Source organism: Isoptericola sp. NPDC060257 (genome assembly GCF_042726645.1).
Lineage (GTDB): Bacteria > Actinomycetota > Actinomycetes > Actinomycetales > Cellulomonadaceae > Isoptericola > Isoptericola nanjingensis.
In genome coordinates, this window is record NZ_JBHXAW010000101.1 from 1 (window position 1) to 13,537 (window position 13,537).

General features: G+C 72.0%; 12 protein-coding genes. 5 read left to right on the forward strand and 7 right to left on the reverse strand.

Annotation, left to right across the window (positions count from 1 at the left end; translation table 11 throughout):
* Positions 1-175 precede the first annotated feature (175 nt).
* From ACFWEK_RS10330 to ACFWEK_RS10340, 3 genes are read left to right on the forward strand one after another with little or no spacing between them, the layout of a single operon-like run.
* On the forward strand, positions 176-1,228 hold the full coding sequence (locus tag ACFWEK_RS10330) for a hypothetical protein (protein ID WP_430553992.1): 1,053 nt from the start codon (positions 176-178) through the stop codon (positions 1,226-1,228).
* A gap of 3 nt (positions 1,229-1,231) precedes the next feature.
* A complete protein-coding gene (locus tag ACFWEK_RS10335) occupies positions 1,232-2,236 on the forward strand; it encodes an ABC transporter permease (protein WP_430553993.1) in 1,005 nt (334 codons plus the stop codon).
* Complete coding sequence (locus ACFWEK_RS10340; protein ID WP_430546469.1) at positions 2,236-3,165, forward strand: carbohydrate ABC transporter permease; 930 nt, start codon at positions 2,236-2,238, stop codon at positions 3,163-3,165. Before ACFWEK_RS10335 ends, ACFWEK_RS10340 begins: the two co-directional genes overlap by 1 nt.
* Here the strand turns inward: ACFWEK_RS10340 and ACFWEK_RS10345 are convergent.
* The 3 genes from ACFWEK_RS10345 to ACFWEK_RS10355 are packed head-to-tail and all read right to left on the reverse strand — an operon-like array spanning position 3,105 to position 8,171.
* Positions 3,105-3,674, reverse strand: coding sequence for a hypothetical protein (locus tag ACFWEK_RS10345; protein ID WP_430553994.1), 570 nt, complete (start codon positions 3,672-3,674; stop codon positions 3,105-3,107). The two genes, ACFWEK_RS10340 and ACFWEK_RS10345, sit on opposite strands and share 61 nt — an antisense overlap.
* On the reverse strand, positions 3,674-4,324 hold the full coding sequence (locus ACFWEK_RS10350; RefSeq protein WP_430553995.1) for a TetR/AcrR family transcriptional regulator: 651 nt from the start codon (positions 4,322-4,324) through the stop codon (positions 3,674-3,676). Before ACFWEK_RS10350 ends, ACFWEK_RS10345 begins: the two co-directional genes overlap by 1 nt.
* Before the next feature lie 34 nt (positions 4,325-4,358).
* Positions 4,359-8,171 carry an Ig-like domain-containing protein gene (locus tag ACFWEK_RS10355; protein WP_430553996.1) on the reverse strand — a complete coding sequence of 1,271 codons (3,813 nt, stop codon included), beginning with the start codon at positions 8,169-8,171 and terminating at the stop codon, positions 4,359-4,361.
* 173 nt (positions 8,172-8,344) lie between these two features.
* Here ACFWEK_RS10355 and ACFWEK_RS10360 point away from each other — a divergent pair, with 173 nt between their 5' ends.
* Positions 8,345-9,001 (forward strand): SGNH/GDSL hydrolase family protein, encoded by a 657-nt coding sequence (locus tag ACFWEK_RS10360; RefSeq protein WP_430553997.1) that lies wholly within the window; start codon positions 8,345-8,347, stop codon positions 8,999-9,001.
* Complete coding sequence (locus ACFWEK_RS10365) at positions 8,998-9,660, forward strand: GntR family transcriptional regulator (protein ID WP_430553998.1); 663 nt, start codon at positions 8,998-9,000, stop codon at positions 9,658-9,660. The genes ACFWEK_RS10360 and ACFWEK_RS10365 overlap by 4 nt, the downstream gene beginning before the upstream one ends.
* Here ACFWEK_RS10365 and ACFWEK_RS10370 read toward each other — a convergent pair.
* The 4 genes from ACFWEK_RS10370 to ACFWEK_RS10385 all read right to left on the reverse strand — a co-directional run.
* The gene (locus ACFWEK_RS10370) at positions 9,657-10,226 is read right to left on the reverse strand and encodes a GrpB family protein (protein ID WP_430546463.1); all 570 of its coding nucleotides are present in this window, start codon (positions 10,224-10,226) and stop codon (positions 9,657-9,659) included. The genes ACFWEK_RS10365 and ACFWEK_RS10370 overlap by 4 nt on opposite strands.
* The gene (locus tag ACFWEK_RS10375) at positions 10,223-10,774 is read right to left on the reverse strand and encodes a GNAT family N-acetyltransferase (protein WP_430553999.1); all 552 of its coding nucleotides are present in this window, start codon (positions 10,772-10,774) and stop codon (positions 10,223-10,225) included. Before ACFWEK_RS10375 ends, ACFWEK_RS10370 begins: the two co-directional genes overlap by 4 nt.
* A gap of 111 nt (positions 10,775-10,885) precedes the next feature.
* The gene (locus tag ACFWEK_RS10380) at positions 10,886-12,211 is read right to left on the reverse strand and encodes a hypothetical protein (protein ID WP_430554000.1); all 1,326 of its coding nucleotides are present in this window, start codon (positions 12,209-12,211) and stop codon (positions 10,886-10,888) included.
* A gap of 426 nt (positions 12,212-12,637) precedes the next feature.
* Positions 12,638-13,537 (reverse strand): amidohydrolase family protein (locus ACFWEK_RS10385; protein WP_430554001.1); only part of this gene is annotated, 900 nt, incomplete at its 5' end.

Below are 13,537 nucleotides of genomic sequence, written 5' to 3' on the forward strand. Positions count from 1 at the left end.
CTCCTGAACCGGTCCCCGCGCCCGCGGCCCCGCCGGAAGCCGCGCCTGAATCAGCCCCTGCGCCCGCGGCCGCGCCAGAAGCCGCACCCGCGCCAGCCCCCGAGCCGCAACCAGCGCCGGAGACTGCGCCCGCCCCCGAGCCCCCGCCCGCGTCCGGCCCCGCCGCCGCGCCGAGGTGCCGGAGACCTGGGACGAGCTGCGCGTCGCCCTCGAGAAGATCAAGGCGAAGCACCCCGACTCCAAGCCGCTCGCCGACGGCTTCGAGGGGCAGTCGATGCTCAACTACGCGGCGCACGCCTTCGGCACCGTCGCCGGCTGGGGCTTCGGCAACGGCACGTTCTGGGACGAGGGGGCCGACGAGTTCACCTACGCCGCGACGTCCGACGGGTACAAGGAGATGGTCGAGTACTTCCACGGGCTCGTCGAGGACGGGCTGCTCGACCCGGAGACCCTGACCACGACCAGCGACGGCAGCGTGAACGAGCTCTCCGAGAAGGTGGCGAACAGCGCGGTGTTCGCGGCGTCCGGTGCCTCCGGCACCGTGGCGGAGTTCCAGCTCGCCCTCCAGGAGGCCGACCCGGACGCCGAGTTCGAGCTCGTGCAGATCGCCCCGCCCGGCGGCCCCGCGGGCCAGGTCGTGGAGCCCCGCAACTTCTGGCACGGGTTCATGATCAGTGCCGAGGCCAAGGACGACCCGCACTTCGTCGCCCTGGTCCAGTTCCTCGACTGGCTGTACTACAGCCCCGACGCGCGCGAGATGCTGCGCTGGGGCGTCGAGGGCGAGACGTACACGAAGGACGCCGACGGCACGATCACCATCGACCCCGACTACTCCCTCGACGCGTACAACATCAACCCGGACGCCAAGACCGACCTCGCGAAGGACCTCGGCTTCTCCACCTTCCTCGCGGAGTCCACCGAGTCGCGCGCCCTGAAGGAGTCCTACAACTCCGACCAGTTCGTCGAGTACATGGACCGCGTCCTGGAGAGCAGGACCCCGCGCGACCCGTTCCCGCCGGCGCCGCTGGACGACGCCGAGCTGGAGCAGGCGTCCCTGCTCGCCACCCCGCTCAAGGACACCGTGGACACGAACACGCTGAAGTTCATCCTCGGCGACCGTCCTCTGGCGGAGTGGGACGACTACGTCACCGAGCTCGAGGGGCAGAACCTGCAGGGCTACCTCGACCTGATCAACGGCGCGCAGCAGCGCTTCGCCGAGAAGAACTGACCCATGAGCACGACCTCGGACCGGCAGCTGTCGGCGCCGACGCCGGTCCTCGACGGGCCCACGCCCCGCCCCCCGCGGGCGGACGCGGGCCGGTCGAGGCCGGCCCGCCGGTCCTGGCGGCTGAGCCTGCGCCGCGACTGGCAGCTGTACGCCCTCGCCGTCCTGCCCGTCCTGTTCCTCGTGGTCTTCCGCTACGTACCGATGCTGGGGAACGTCATCGCCTTCCGGCAGTTCCGCCCGGGCGGCAGCATCTTCGGCGAGCAGTGGGTGGGCCTGCGGTACGTGGAGATGTTCATCCACGACCCCACCTTCTGGAAGGTCTTCTGGAACACGGTGATCCTCGGGGGGCTCACCCTCGTCGTCTGCTTCCCGCTGCCGATCGTGCTCGCGCTCCTGCTCAACGAGGTGCGCAAGAAGGCCTTCAAGCGCACCATCCAGTCGATCTCCTACCTGCCGCACTTCCTGTCGCTGGTGATCGTGGCGGGCATGGTCATGCAGCTGCTGTCGCTGCAGGGCACCGTCAACCAGATCATCGAGGGCCTCGGCGGCGAGGCCATCCCGTTCCTGCAGCGGGCGGAGTGGTTCCGCACGATCTACGTGGGGTCGGAGGTCTGGCAGACCGTCGGCTGGGGCACGATCCTCTACCTCGCCGCCCTCACCACCGTGGACGCGTCCCTGTACGAGGCGGCGCGCATCGACGGCGCGAACCGGTGGCAGCAGACGTGGCACGTGACGATCCCCGGGATCCGGCCCACGATGATCACGCTGCTGATCCTCAACATCGGCACGTTCCTCAACGTCGGGTTCGAGAAGGTCCTGCTGCTCTACAACCCGCTCACCTACTCCACGGCGGACGTCATCTCGACGTACCTCTACCGGGTCGGCCTGGTGTCCAACAACCTCAGCTACGCGGCCGCCATCGGGCTCTTCCAGGCGTGCATCGGGCTGGTCATGGTGCTGAGCGCCAACTTCATCTCGCGACGAGTGGTGGGAGCAAGCCTGTGGTGATGCAGCGCGCGACGTCGTCCCCGAGCGTGCGGTCCGCCGGCACGCCCGTCGGGGCGCGGGACACCCGGGGGTACCGGGCGTTCACGGTGTTCAACACGGTGGCGCTGGTGGTGGTGTCCCTGTTCATGCTCTACCCGTTCGTCACCGTGCTCGCGCAGTCGTTCAGCAGCCCCGGCGCGATCAAGGCCGGGATGGTGAGCTTCTGGCCGGTCGGGTTCAACCTGGACACCTACCGCGCCATGGCGCAGGACGGGCTGTTCTGGAGCAGCTACCGCAACACCCTCGTCTACACGCTCGTCGGCACCACCATCGCGATGGTCCTGACCACGACGTTCGCGTTCGTCATCTCCAAGCGGCACCTGCGCGGTCGCGGGGCCCTCATCGGCGTCGCGGTGTTCACGATGTTCTTCAACGGCGGGCTGGTGCCCAACTACGTGCTGATCTCGTCGCTCGGGCTGAAGAACACGATGTGGGCGGTGGTGCTCCCGGGCGCCGTCTCCGTCTTCAACCTGCTGGTCATGAAGTCGTTCTTCGAGAACCTCCCGCAGGAGCTGGAGGAGGCGGCGCAGATCGACGGGCTGGGGTGGTTCGGGATCTTCGGCCGCATCGTGCTGCCGCTGTCGAAGGCCGTGCTCGCCACGATGGTGCTGTTCTACTCGGTCGCGTACTGGAACGACTGGTTCTCGGCCTTCCTGTACCTCGACAAGAACGAGCTCTTCCCCGTCACGCTCTTCCTGCGGAACCTCATCGCGGGGGCGTCGTCGTCGGCGTCCGAGGGGGCCGCCGCCGTCGGCGCGACCACCCAGGCCGTCTCGGCGAACATCCAGGCGGTCACGATGATCCTCACGATCATCCCCATCGTGTGCGTCTACCCGTTCGTGCAGCGGTTCTTCGTGTCCGGCGTGATGCTGGGCTCGGTCAAGGGCTGAGGGCGGCGGGCGCGTGCGCGGCCGATCGCGTGGACGACGACGAGGTGCTGCACCAGCAGCGAGAGCCCCAGCGCCAGCAGGATGCTCCCCTCCGTGACGCCCGGGGACGCGCCGACCCGGGCGCCCGCGTCGGCGAGCTCGAAGCGCAGCGCCACGGACACAGCCCAGAGCGCCACGGTCACCCCGGTGTAGCGGAACCGGACCGACCCGGTCGGGTCCGTGGTGACCTCGACGGTGGCCCCGCGGGCCACGCCGAGGCCCACCGTGAGGACGAGGTCGACGGCCAGGACCGCGATCGTGGCGATCGCGCCCCCGGGCGACGGCAGCGCGAGCCACGGCACCAGCAGGAACGCGCCGACGAGCATGACGACGACCGGGACGATCAGCAGGCGCCCGGTCCGCGCGGGTCGGGGGCGCAGGCGGAGGAGGATGATCACCGTCAGGGTCGCCAGGCCGACGAGGACCTGGGGCGGCACCGTGTCCAGCACGGGGTCCAGCGTGGTGTCCATCAGGCGGTCTCCTCGCCGACGAGGTACGCCGCCACCGCGGCCGAGAGTGCGGCCCGGAACGCGGTGGCGCGCTCGGGGTCGCCCGGGTCGTGGCCGAGCGCCGACTGCCAGGACCGCCCGCCCAGCGCGTAGCCGTACGCGCCGGACATCCCGACGAGCAGCACCGCCTCGATCCGGTCGCGCGACGGGACCCGGTCGGCGGGCAGCGCCGCGCGCAGGCCTGCCTCCATCACGTCCGCGACGCCGGCGAGCCCGTCGGTCGCGAGCGTGCCGTGCTCGGGGTGCAGGGCGGACCAGGCCCACAGCCGCAGGTACCGCTCGTCGTCGAGGGTCGCGAACACGACGTCGAGCATCCGGGCGGCGTACGGGACGCCCGCGTCGTCCGCGACCCGGGCGCGGACGCGCTCGCGGTGGTGCGTGTCCTCCTCCCGCAGCACCGCCCGCACGAGGCCCGCGTAGGTGCCGAAGTAGTGGCTCACCAGCCCTCTCGTCACGCCGGCCGCCCGGGCCACCCTCGCGAGGGTGACGCCGTCCGGTCCGTGCTCGGCGACGAGCGTCGTGGCGGCGTCGAGGATCTCCTGCCGCGCCTGCTCGGGGGAGCGGCGTCGTCGCGGGGGACGACCGGGCGCCCGGCCGTTATTGGCGGTCATGCCAATAACGTACCGGACGCCCGTCGTCGAGGGGTCAGCTCGCGGGGGAGAGGCTCATCTCGCCCGCGGGCCCCTGCCGGTAGACGGTGAAGTACCCGTCGGTGGCGAGCGGGTTGCCGGCCGCGTCGTCGAGGTAGCTCCACACCGGCTCGCCGTCCACGCGCAGCACCACGCGGGTGCCGCCCTCGACGTCGACGGCGCCGAACGTGACCTCGTGGGTCGAGTTCGGCTCGATCACCGTGTTGGGGAACGTGTCGACCATGAAGACGGCGGGGCTCCACTTCTGCATCTCGATGACGTCCTCCTTGATGACCACCAGGTAGCCCGAGCTGCTGTTGGTCCACACCGGGTCGCCGGCGGTCTTCGACCGGACGGAGAACCCGAACCAACCGCCGTTGAAGGCGCCGACCGAGGTGTCGAACCGGAGCAGCTCGTCCCCGAACTGCCGGGGCTTGAAGCTCCACGCGCCGCGCGGCGCCAGGTGGGCCGCGCCGTCGGCCACCGTGATCCCCTCACCCGGCGTCCAGGCCGCGGGGTCGAGGATCTCGGCGCCGAGCGACGTCACGGGGTGGTCGGCCGCCTGCACCGTCACGGTGGACGACGCCGCGATGCCTGCCACCACGGTCGACGTCGCCGTGATCGTGGCCGTGCCGGCGGCGACGCCGCGGACGACGCCCTTCGCGTCCACGGTCGCGACGGACGCGTCGCTCGAGGTCCACTCCAGCCCGGTGCGCGTGGCGTCCGCGGGGGTGAACGACGGCGCGAGCGGGTGCGTCTCGCCCGGCTCGATCGTCGCCTCGGACGGCGCCAGGGTGAGCCCGTCGGGGTCCACGCCCACGAGCGAGAACCGCACGTCGTCGAAGTCGAGCGACACGAAGCCCTGCACGTAGAAGCCGACCTTGCCGGCCCCGCCGGGTGCCGGGTTGGCGCCCGCCACGACCTCCTCGCCGTCGAGCAGCACACGCACGCCGCCGGCCGTCACCACGACCCGCACGTCGTACTGGGTGGAGGGCTCGAGCCCCTCGCCCGCGGGCAGCGTCACCTCCTTCACCGTGCCCCACGCCGAGTCGAAGATGGTCCACGTCGGACCGGCCGCCGCGTGGCGGTAGCGGACGTACCCGCCCGGCGTGCTGCCGGTGCGGTCGTAGACGAGCATCTGCCCGCCCTCGGGCACCTCCGCCGGGGTCGTCACCGTGAAGTCGAGCGCGTACTCCGTGAAGGAGCGGTCGAGCTGGGAGTTGGCGCCGTTCTTGATCCGGTAGACGTGGTCGCCCGTGCCGTCGTCGACGATCGCGCGGTTCGGGTCGGTGGCCCAGCCGTTGCCGCCCGTCTCGAAGTCCGTGGAGTGCAGCACGCCGTCGCCGGCCGCCACGGTCACGGTCATCTCGTCACGGATGCCCGCGTCGGCCTTCGCCTCCGCGGTCACCGTCACCTCGCCGGGCGCGACGGCGGTGAGGACCCCCGCGGCGCTGACGGTCGCGACCTCCGGGTCGCTCGAGGTGTAGGTGACGGCCTGCTGGGTGGCGTTCCACGGCACCGCCTGCGCGGCCACCGACACCTCGTCGCCGAGCGTCACCGCCAGCTGGTCCGCGGGCAGCTGGAGCGACTCCAGGGCCACGGTGTCCGGCGTCTGCGACTGGCCGACGTGCCCGTCCGTGCCGATCTCGTCGAACGGGATCGCCTCGAACCCGGGGATCTGGTCGAAGACGGCGGCGTCGTCGCGCAGCGTGTAGTCGCCGTTCGCCGCGTCGACGAAGCCCGGGTCGGCGTCCGCCACCCAGTTGGCGTCGTCGCCGGTCCCGTAGTTGAGGAGGTTCTTCGTGTCGAGCGCCCCCTCGGCGTTGACGTCGGGGTTGCGCGTGCGGTCCGGGTTCCACACGACGTTCTTCGCGAACGTGGAGTGGTTCGGGAAGTAGTGGTTGTCCTCGAAGAAGTGGCCCAGCTCCGGGTACTTCTCCAGGTACGGCGTGCCGACGAAGTCCTTGTTGTCGGCGAACACCTTCTCCCACTTCGGCATGTACACGCGGTCGACGGTGTTGCCCTCCCCGTCGCCCATCCACTGCGTGTAGTTGTCGTAGGGCACGGTCGTGTCGACGAACACGTTGTTCGTGGCGTCGATGTAGTCGGCCGAGCCGGACTTGATCGCGTCGTTGCCCATGTCCACGAAGACGTTCTGGCTGATCTCCAGGTCCCACGTGAAGTTGTCGGCGTAGATGCCCTCGACGCCGTGCTTGGTGAGGCCGACGTCGTGGAAGTAGTTCTGCCGGAACACGTGCCCGCGCTGCTGCGGCGTCTCGCCGGAGTTCATGTAGATCGCGCCGAGGTCCTGGAACGTCTTGCAGACGTCGTAGACCTCGTTCTGCTCGAACAGGTGGTCGTTGCCGTGCACGATGACGCCCGGGTGGGGCGCGTCGTTGATCTCGTTGCCGCGCGCGACGTTCCCGACGCCGTCGAACATCACGCCCGGGTTGTACGCCTTGTGGTAGTACGCGAAGTCGTGGATGTGGGAGTCCTCGACGCGGTTGCGGCCGGGCTCCAGGGTGGTCTTGTCCCCGCCGGTCAGCACGACGCCGACCCCGCCCACGTGGCGGATGTCGCTGGAGACGACGGCGTGGTCGCGACCGCCCCGGTTCACCGGGATGCCGTCGTACGTGTACCGCCCCGGCGAGTTGACGGACACGCCGCCGTCGGAGAAGTTCTGCACGTCGCTGTTCGAGATCGTCACGTGGCTGCCGCCGAGGATGACGGCGCCCAGGGCCCGCCCGTACTCGAGGACCAGGTCGTCGAACGTCACGTACGACGCGCCGTCCGTGCGGATCATCGGCTCGTCCAGCGTCGTGACGACGGGCGCCCCGCGCTCGGCCAGGAACGACGCGTTCGGCACCAGGTAGAGCATCCCGGTGTCGCGGTCGATGTAGTACTCGCCCGGCGCGTCGAGCTCCTCGAGCAGGTTCTGCGCGAAGTGGAAGTCGGGGTACCAGGTCTTCATCAGCCCCGACATCTCGCCGTAGCGCAGCGTGATGGTGCGCGCGTCGGTGTCGATCTTCTCGATCTTGTTGTACGACCACTCCCAGCTCTGACCGAAGATGCCGTCCATCCAGACGTCCTTCGCCTCGCCCCAGTACTGCGGGCGGTCGTAGGAGTAGCTGAACGTGCCGCCGCGCTCCTGCAGGTCGGCGTCGTCCTTGGTGGGGCCGGGGTCGACGATCTTGTTCATCTGCACGGTGTCCTTCGCGGCGCCGGCGTTGGGCCAGCGCGCGAGGGTCATGTCCTCGCCGTCCACGTACAGCTCCATCGGCGGCGTCGTGCTGACGTCGTTGGCCTTCCAGTAGCCGTGCCGGCTGAGCTGGCCGTAGTCGTCGATGCCGAGCTCGCCCAGGTCGATCTGGAGGACGTCGTCGTGCGCGGACGTCTCGATGATCCGGTCGAGCACGGCCTGGTCGGTGACGGGGGAGAAGCCGTCGTACGGCAGCTCCCTGCCGCCCGAGATCGTGGCCCGCTCGCCGGGGTAGGAGGCGTACGTGATGGGGGCGTCCTTGGTGCCCGAGTCCTCCGGCCCGAGGAGGAACGACTCCGAGCGCTCGTACGTGCCCTCGCGGAGGTACACGGTGACGCCCTTCTTGCGCTGTCCCTTCGACAGCTCGCGGATCGCGTCGCGCGCGCCCTCGAGGGTCGCCAGGGGGCGCTTCTGGGATCCCTTCGCGCCGTCGTTCCCGTCGGGGGAGACGTAGAGGACGACGCCGGCCTTGTGGGCGCCGGCGGCCGCGGGCGGTTCCGCGTGCGCCGTGGTCTGTGTCCCTGCGAGGAGCAGGGACGTCAGCAGCAGTGCTGACAGTGGTCGCTTCATTGCGAGTGCTCCGACCTCTCGTGCGGTCACGGGGGTTCTCGGGGCGACGCGGGTGCGGCGCGCCCGGATCGTCAAGCATCCGCAGGTTACATTAATCGATAATCGCTGACAATGCGGCGACGGGCGCTCCGACCCGCTACGGTCGGACCCGTCCGTCACTCGAAGGAGAGCTCATGACCAGCAGCGCAGCCCCCGATCGACTCGTGTTCGTCGGGGACTCCATCACCGACGCGGGCCGCGACCGCGCGGACGAGGCGTCGCTCGGCGACGGCTACGTCTCGCTCGTCGCGGCGGACCTGCCCGACGTCGTCGTGCTCAACCTCGGCATCGGCGGCAACCGCGCCGTCGACCTGGAGGAGCGGTGGGAGCGCGACGTCGCGGCGACCGCGCCCGACGTCCTCACCGTGTACGTGGGCGTCAACGACACCTGGCGCCGCTTCGACTCCGACGACGCCACGAGCGCCGAGGAGTTCGAGGCCACCTACCGGCGCCTGCTGGCGCGCGTGCCGGGCAGCCCGCGGCTCGTGCTGGTCGAGCCGTTCCTGCTGCCCGTGCGCGACGAGCAGCACGGCTGGCTGGAGGACCTCGACGGCAAGCGGGACGTCGTCGCGCGCCTGGCCGCCGAGACCGGGGCCGCGCTGGTGCCCCTGCACTCCCTGCTGACCCGCGCCGCCCAGGACGTCGGCGCCGCGGCGCTCGCCCCCGACGGCGTGCACCCGACGCCCCCGGCGTCCCGGATGATCGCGGACGCGTGGCTGGCGGCGTACGCTGACGACACACAAACGATTGTCGATAACGACCCGAGGAACGACGTGAGGCTGCACGGATGACGGACGCGCTCAGCTCGATCGGCGGCCTGGAGCGGGGGCTGCTGTCCGACCAGATCTACGACCTCGTGAAGTCGATGATCAAGACGTCGCAGCTCGCCCCGGGGGAGCAGCTCGTCGAGTCGCAGCTCGCCCGCCGCCTCCAGGTCAGCCAGGCGCCCGTGCGCGACGCGCTCAAGCGCCTCGCCCACGAGGGCCTCGTGACGCACGTGCGCCACCAGGGCAACTTCGTGGCGCAGTACTCCGACGAGGAGGCGCAGCAGGCCAAGCAGGCGCGTGTCGCCGTCGAGGCCCTGGCGGGCCGGCTCGCGTGCGGGCAGCTCGCGCCCGAGACGCGCTCCAGCCTGGAGAAGGTCATCGACGAGATGCACGGCGCCGTCGACGCGGCCGACCTGCCCGCCTTCCGCGAGCTCGACTTCGGCTTCCACCGCGCCGTCATCGAGGCCAGCGGCAACACCTACCTGCCCCGTATGTGGGACATCATCGAGCCCAGCCTCCGGTCCATGCACCTGCTCGGCGACCCCGAGTTCACGGGCGACTGGCACCAGGTGGCCGACTGGCACCGCAGCCTGCTCGACGTGCTCGACGACGGCGATGCCGACGCCGCGTCCGCGCTCTTCGAGGCGCACGCGGCGGGCACCCTGCTCGACGGCGAGGGCTAGAGACGCCAGCCCGTGGCGGCGGCCCACGCCTCCGCCCGGGCGGTGATCTCCGCGATCAGCCCGCCCTTGGCGTCGGCGTAGTGGTTCATGCTCGGCCAGTCCCGGGCCGCGAGCTCGCGCTTGAGGGCCGCGTAGGCGGCGCGGTCGTCGGCGTCGTGCCGCAGCCGGTCGCGGAACAGCAGGTGGCTCCGCTCCCAGTCGCCGCCCGCCGCGCAGACGTGGACGTGCACGTCGCGCTCCGGCGTGCGGACCAGTCGGTGGCCGGGCTCGCGCACGCGCAGCTCGTAGCCCGCGACGAGGAGCGCGGGCAGGTACGCGTCCTCGTCCTCGACGTCGGGCACGCTGACGTCGATGTCCACGATCGGCTTGGCCGCGAGGCCCGGCACCGACGTCGACCCCACGTGGTCCACCCGCACCGCTGTCGGGCCCAGGGCGGCGACGATGCGCTCGCGCTCCCGCGCGAACCGCGCCGGCCACGCCGGGTCCGGCTCGACGAGGACGATCTCGCGCTTCTCGATCCCGCCGACAAGCTCGACGCCGTCCAGCTCGACGCCGTCGTCGGTCATGCCCTGGCCTCCCACTCCGGCGCGAGCACCGACCAGACCTCGATGTCCTGCCGCACGCCGCGGTGCTCGTGGTGCTCGCGCAGCACGCCGTCGCGCCGCATCCCCAGCCTGCGGGCGACGGCGATGCTCGCCGTGTTGCCCGACGCCGCCCACCACTCGACGCGGTGGATGCCGCGCTCGCGGACGGCCCAGTCGATGATGGCGCGCGCCGCGCGGGTCACCAGGCCGCGCCCCGCGGCCGCCGGCTCCAACCAGCAGCCCGCCTCGGCCGTGCCCTGCGCGACGTCCATCGTGCGGAACAGGACGCCGCCCACCAGCGTGCCGTCCAGCCAGATGCCGTAGAGGCGCCCGGTGTCGGTCGCGGCCTTCTGCGCGTACGACTCGAGGAACGACCGGCTCGACTCCAGGTCGGTGATCCGGTCGGGGAGGGGCACGAACCGCCCGACGAACTCCCGGCCACGGTCGATCGTCGCCAGCAGCTCCTCCGCGTGCCACGGCTCCAGCGGCCGCAGCTCCGCGCCGTCGTCCCCGAGGGACCTCGCGAACATCGTGCCTCCCTGGTCATGGCCGGCGGAGCGCCGGCCCGTCGAGATCCTCGCACGCCGGTCCCGTGGCGTGCAGGCTTCCTCCGGTGTGCCCGCGACTCGCCAGCAGGGAGCTCAGCGCCGCGGCACCACGACCGAGGCGCTCTGCGCCCGCGTCCCCGTCGCGTCGGCCTTGACCACCACGCGCCACCGGACGGCCGCCGCCCCTCGGGTGACGGTGAACCGTGCGGTGCCGATCGACGTCGCGCTGCCGGCCGGCGTCTTCTGCGCGGTCGTGCGCCACGCGCCGCGGGTGTACTTCTGGAGCACGAAGGTGCCCCGGGGGCCCGCCTTCGCGGTGAGGACCTTCGTCGTGCGTGGGCTCGTGGGCGAGGAGGTCATCGACAGGCTCACGGATCGGCGGGCCTTGATGACCTCGGTCCTCGCGCCGCTCGCGGCCTCGTACTGCGAGTCCGCCACGACGACAGCGCGGTACGACGCGCTCACCTGGTGCGTGACCGAGGTCTTCGCGACTCCGTCGGACGACGCGACCGTCGCGAGCGCGTGCCACGTCGTCGAACCGCTGGTGCGCGCCTGGAACTGGACGCGGGCTCCTTCCGACGGCGTCCAGGTGCCTTCGTCGGACAGGCGTGCGGTCAGGGTCAGCCGCTTCCCGTAGGCGAGCACGGGCGGGTCCCATCCCGGCATCACCTTCTCGGACACGAGGCCGTCGGTCGAGAAGACGGGCTTCGAGCGTGCGAGGTTCGTCGTTGTCGAGGTGCTCGTCGGTGCGTAGTTGGCGTTGCCGGTGTAATCGAGCGTGACCGTGTGCCGGCCGGCGGGGATCGGCAGGTGCTCCCACTCGAGCCGCTGGGTGAACGCCGGTGCGGTCTGCTGGAAGGCGTCCGGCTCGAGGGGCAGGGTGGCGACCTGCCGGCCGTCGACCCGGAGGGCGACCGACCTGGCCGCCCCGGCGAACAGGCCATCACCCTGGGTGTGGACGGTGGCGGTGATGCCGGCGTCGGCGCGCGGGCCCCTCACCACGACGTTGGTGAGGGTCACGGCGCGCCGGCGGTCCGCGAAGGTGGCCACCCGGGTGGCCGGTCCGTAGTCGAAGCCCTCGGCGTAGGCCACGGTGAGGTCCTGCCCGGCGGCCACCGGCATCCGCTGGAGCACGAACTTCCCGTCGGCCGCCACCGGAGCCGAGCCCACGACGACGTCGCCACGCCGGAGGGTGACGGTGCCGGCCAGCGAGAGGACCGAGCCGAGGCCCGCCGAGGTCGACGGCGCCTCCGTCTTGAGCTGACCCGAGATCGTGACCCGCGACGGGTCCTCGCTCCAGTGGGCGACGGTGAGCGGCCCGAACGACGTCACCGCGTACCGCGAGGTGAACTCCTTGCTCGCCGTCGCGGCGTACGTCGCGCTGCCTGTCGGCCGGAACGCGGCGGTCAGCGTGTGCACGCCTTCGACCGCGGCGAAACTCTTCCCCCCGGACCAGTGGCCGGCCACGGTCCAGTAGGCGGCGGCCTCCGTGAACGGCCCGCCGTCAACGGAGAACAGGACGGTTCCGGCGTCGGGACCTAGCGGCTGCCCGCACGACGTGACGCTGACCTGTACCGCCGCCTTTCGCCCGATGCCCTGGGCCGACGGGTTCAGGACGAGCGGGCATTCCGCCGCGTCCCCGTCCGGCTCCGTGGTGGTCGCGCCGGCCGCACCCCCCGAGACGAGGAGCGCCGCGCAGACGAGGGCGGCCCAGAACGTCCTCGTGAGGTGCCTTACGTGCATGGGAGGGCCCTTTCGTCCGCCGGGAGTCGCGCGAAGTCTAGGGACGGTGGCCGGTCGCCAGCCGCGCCCGAGGGCCTGGCGGCGGGTGAAATCCTGGCGGCCTCAGGCGAGGCCCGTGCCGTAGAGCCGGGTCGCCGTGCCGGACCAGACGTCCGTCGCCGCGGCGTCGTCGAGCGGGGGGAGGGCGGCGGCCGTGCGCCCGACGACCCCCGCGTAGGGGGCGACGCGCGCGGACATCGGCCAGTCGCTGCCGAACAGCAGCCGCTCCGGGCCGAGCAGGTCGACGGCGGCGCGGGCGGCCGCGGCCGTGCGCCGGGCGTCGTCGGGAGCCGTGGTGTGGAGGCCCGACAGCTTCGCGTGCGCGCGGGGGCGGGTGGCGACGGCGGCGAGGGCGTCGCGCCACGACGCGTCGGGGTCGCCCGCGCCGAGGCCCAGGTGGCAGACGACGACGTCGAGGTCCGGGTGCCGCCCGGCGAGGGCGGCGACGGCGGACAGCTGCTCCGGTCGCACGAGCGTCTCGAGCACGCGGCCCGACGCCGCGAGGCCCTCGCACAGCGCGTCGAGGCCCGCGACGTCGGACAGGTCCGCCGCGCCGCCCGGGACGGCGAGCCGCTGGCCCGCGACGGGGACGCCGTCGTCGATCGGCGCCTGCGCCATCCCGGCCCAGGCGTGCGGGTCGTCGGGGCGGGCGTCGTACTGGAGCACGACCGGTCCGGGCAGCGGCCCGTGCGCGGAGGCCTGCCGCGCGAGCCAGCGCGCCTCGCCCTCCGTATCCGCGGCCTGCACGGCCACCGCGGCGCGCACGGGCACGGGCGACGTCGCGACGGCGCGGGCCAGGTCGTCGGGCCCGACCCGCGCGGGCAGGCCCAGGCCGTCCCGGAACCACGAGACCCGCATGGCCGCCGTGTCCCACAGGTGCACGTGCGCGTCCACGACCCCGTCCAGGCCCTCGCCGAACAGGCGGTTGACACCGTTATGCGGTGCCATGCGACCCGATAACGG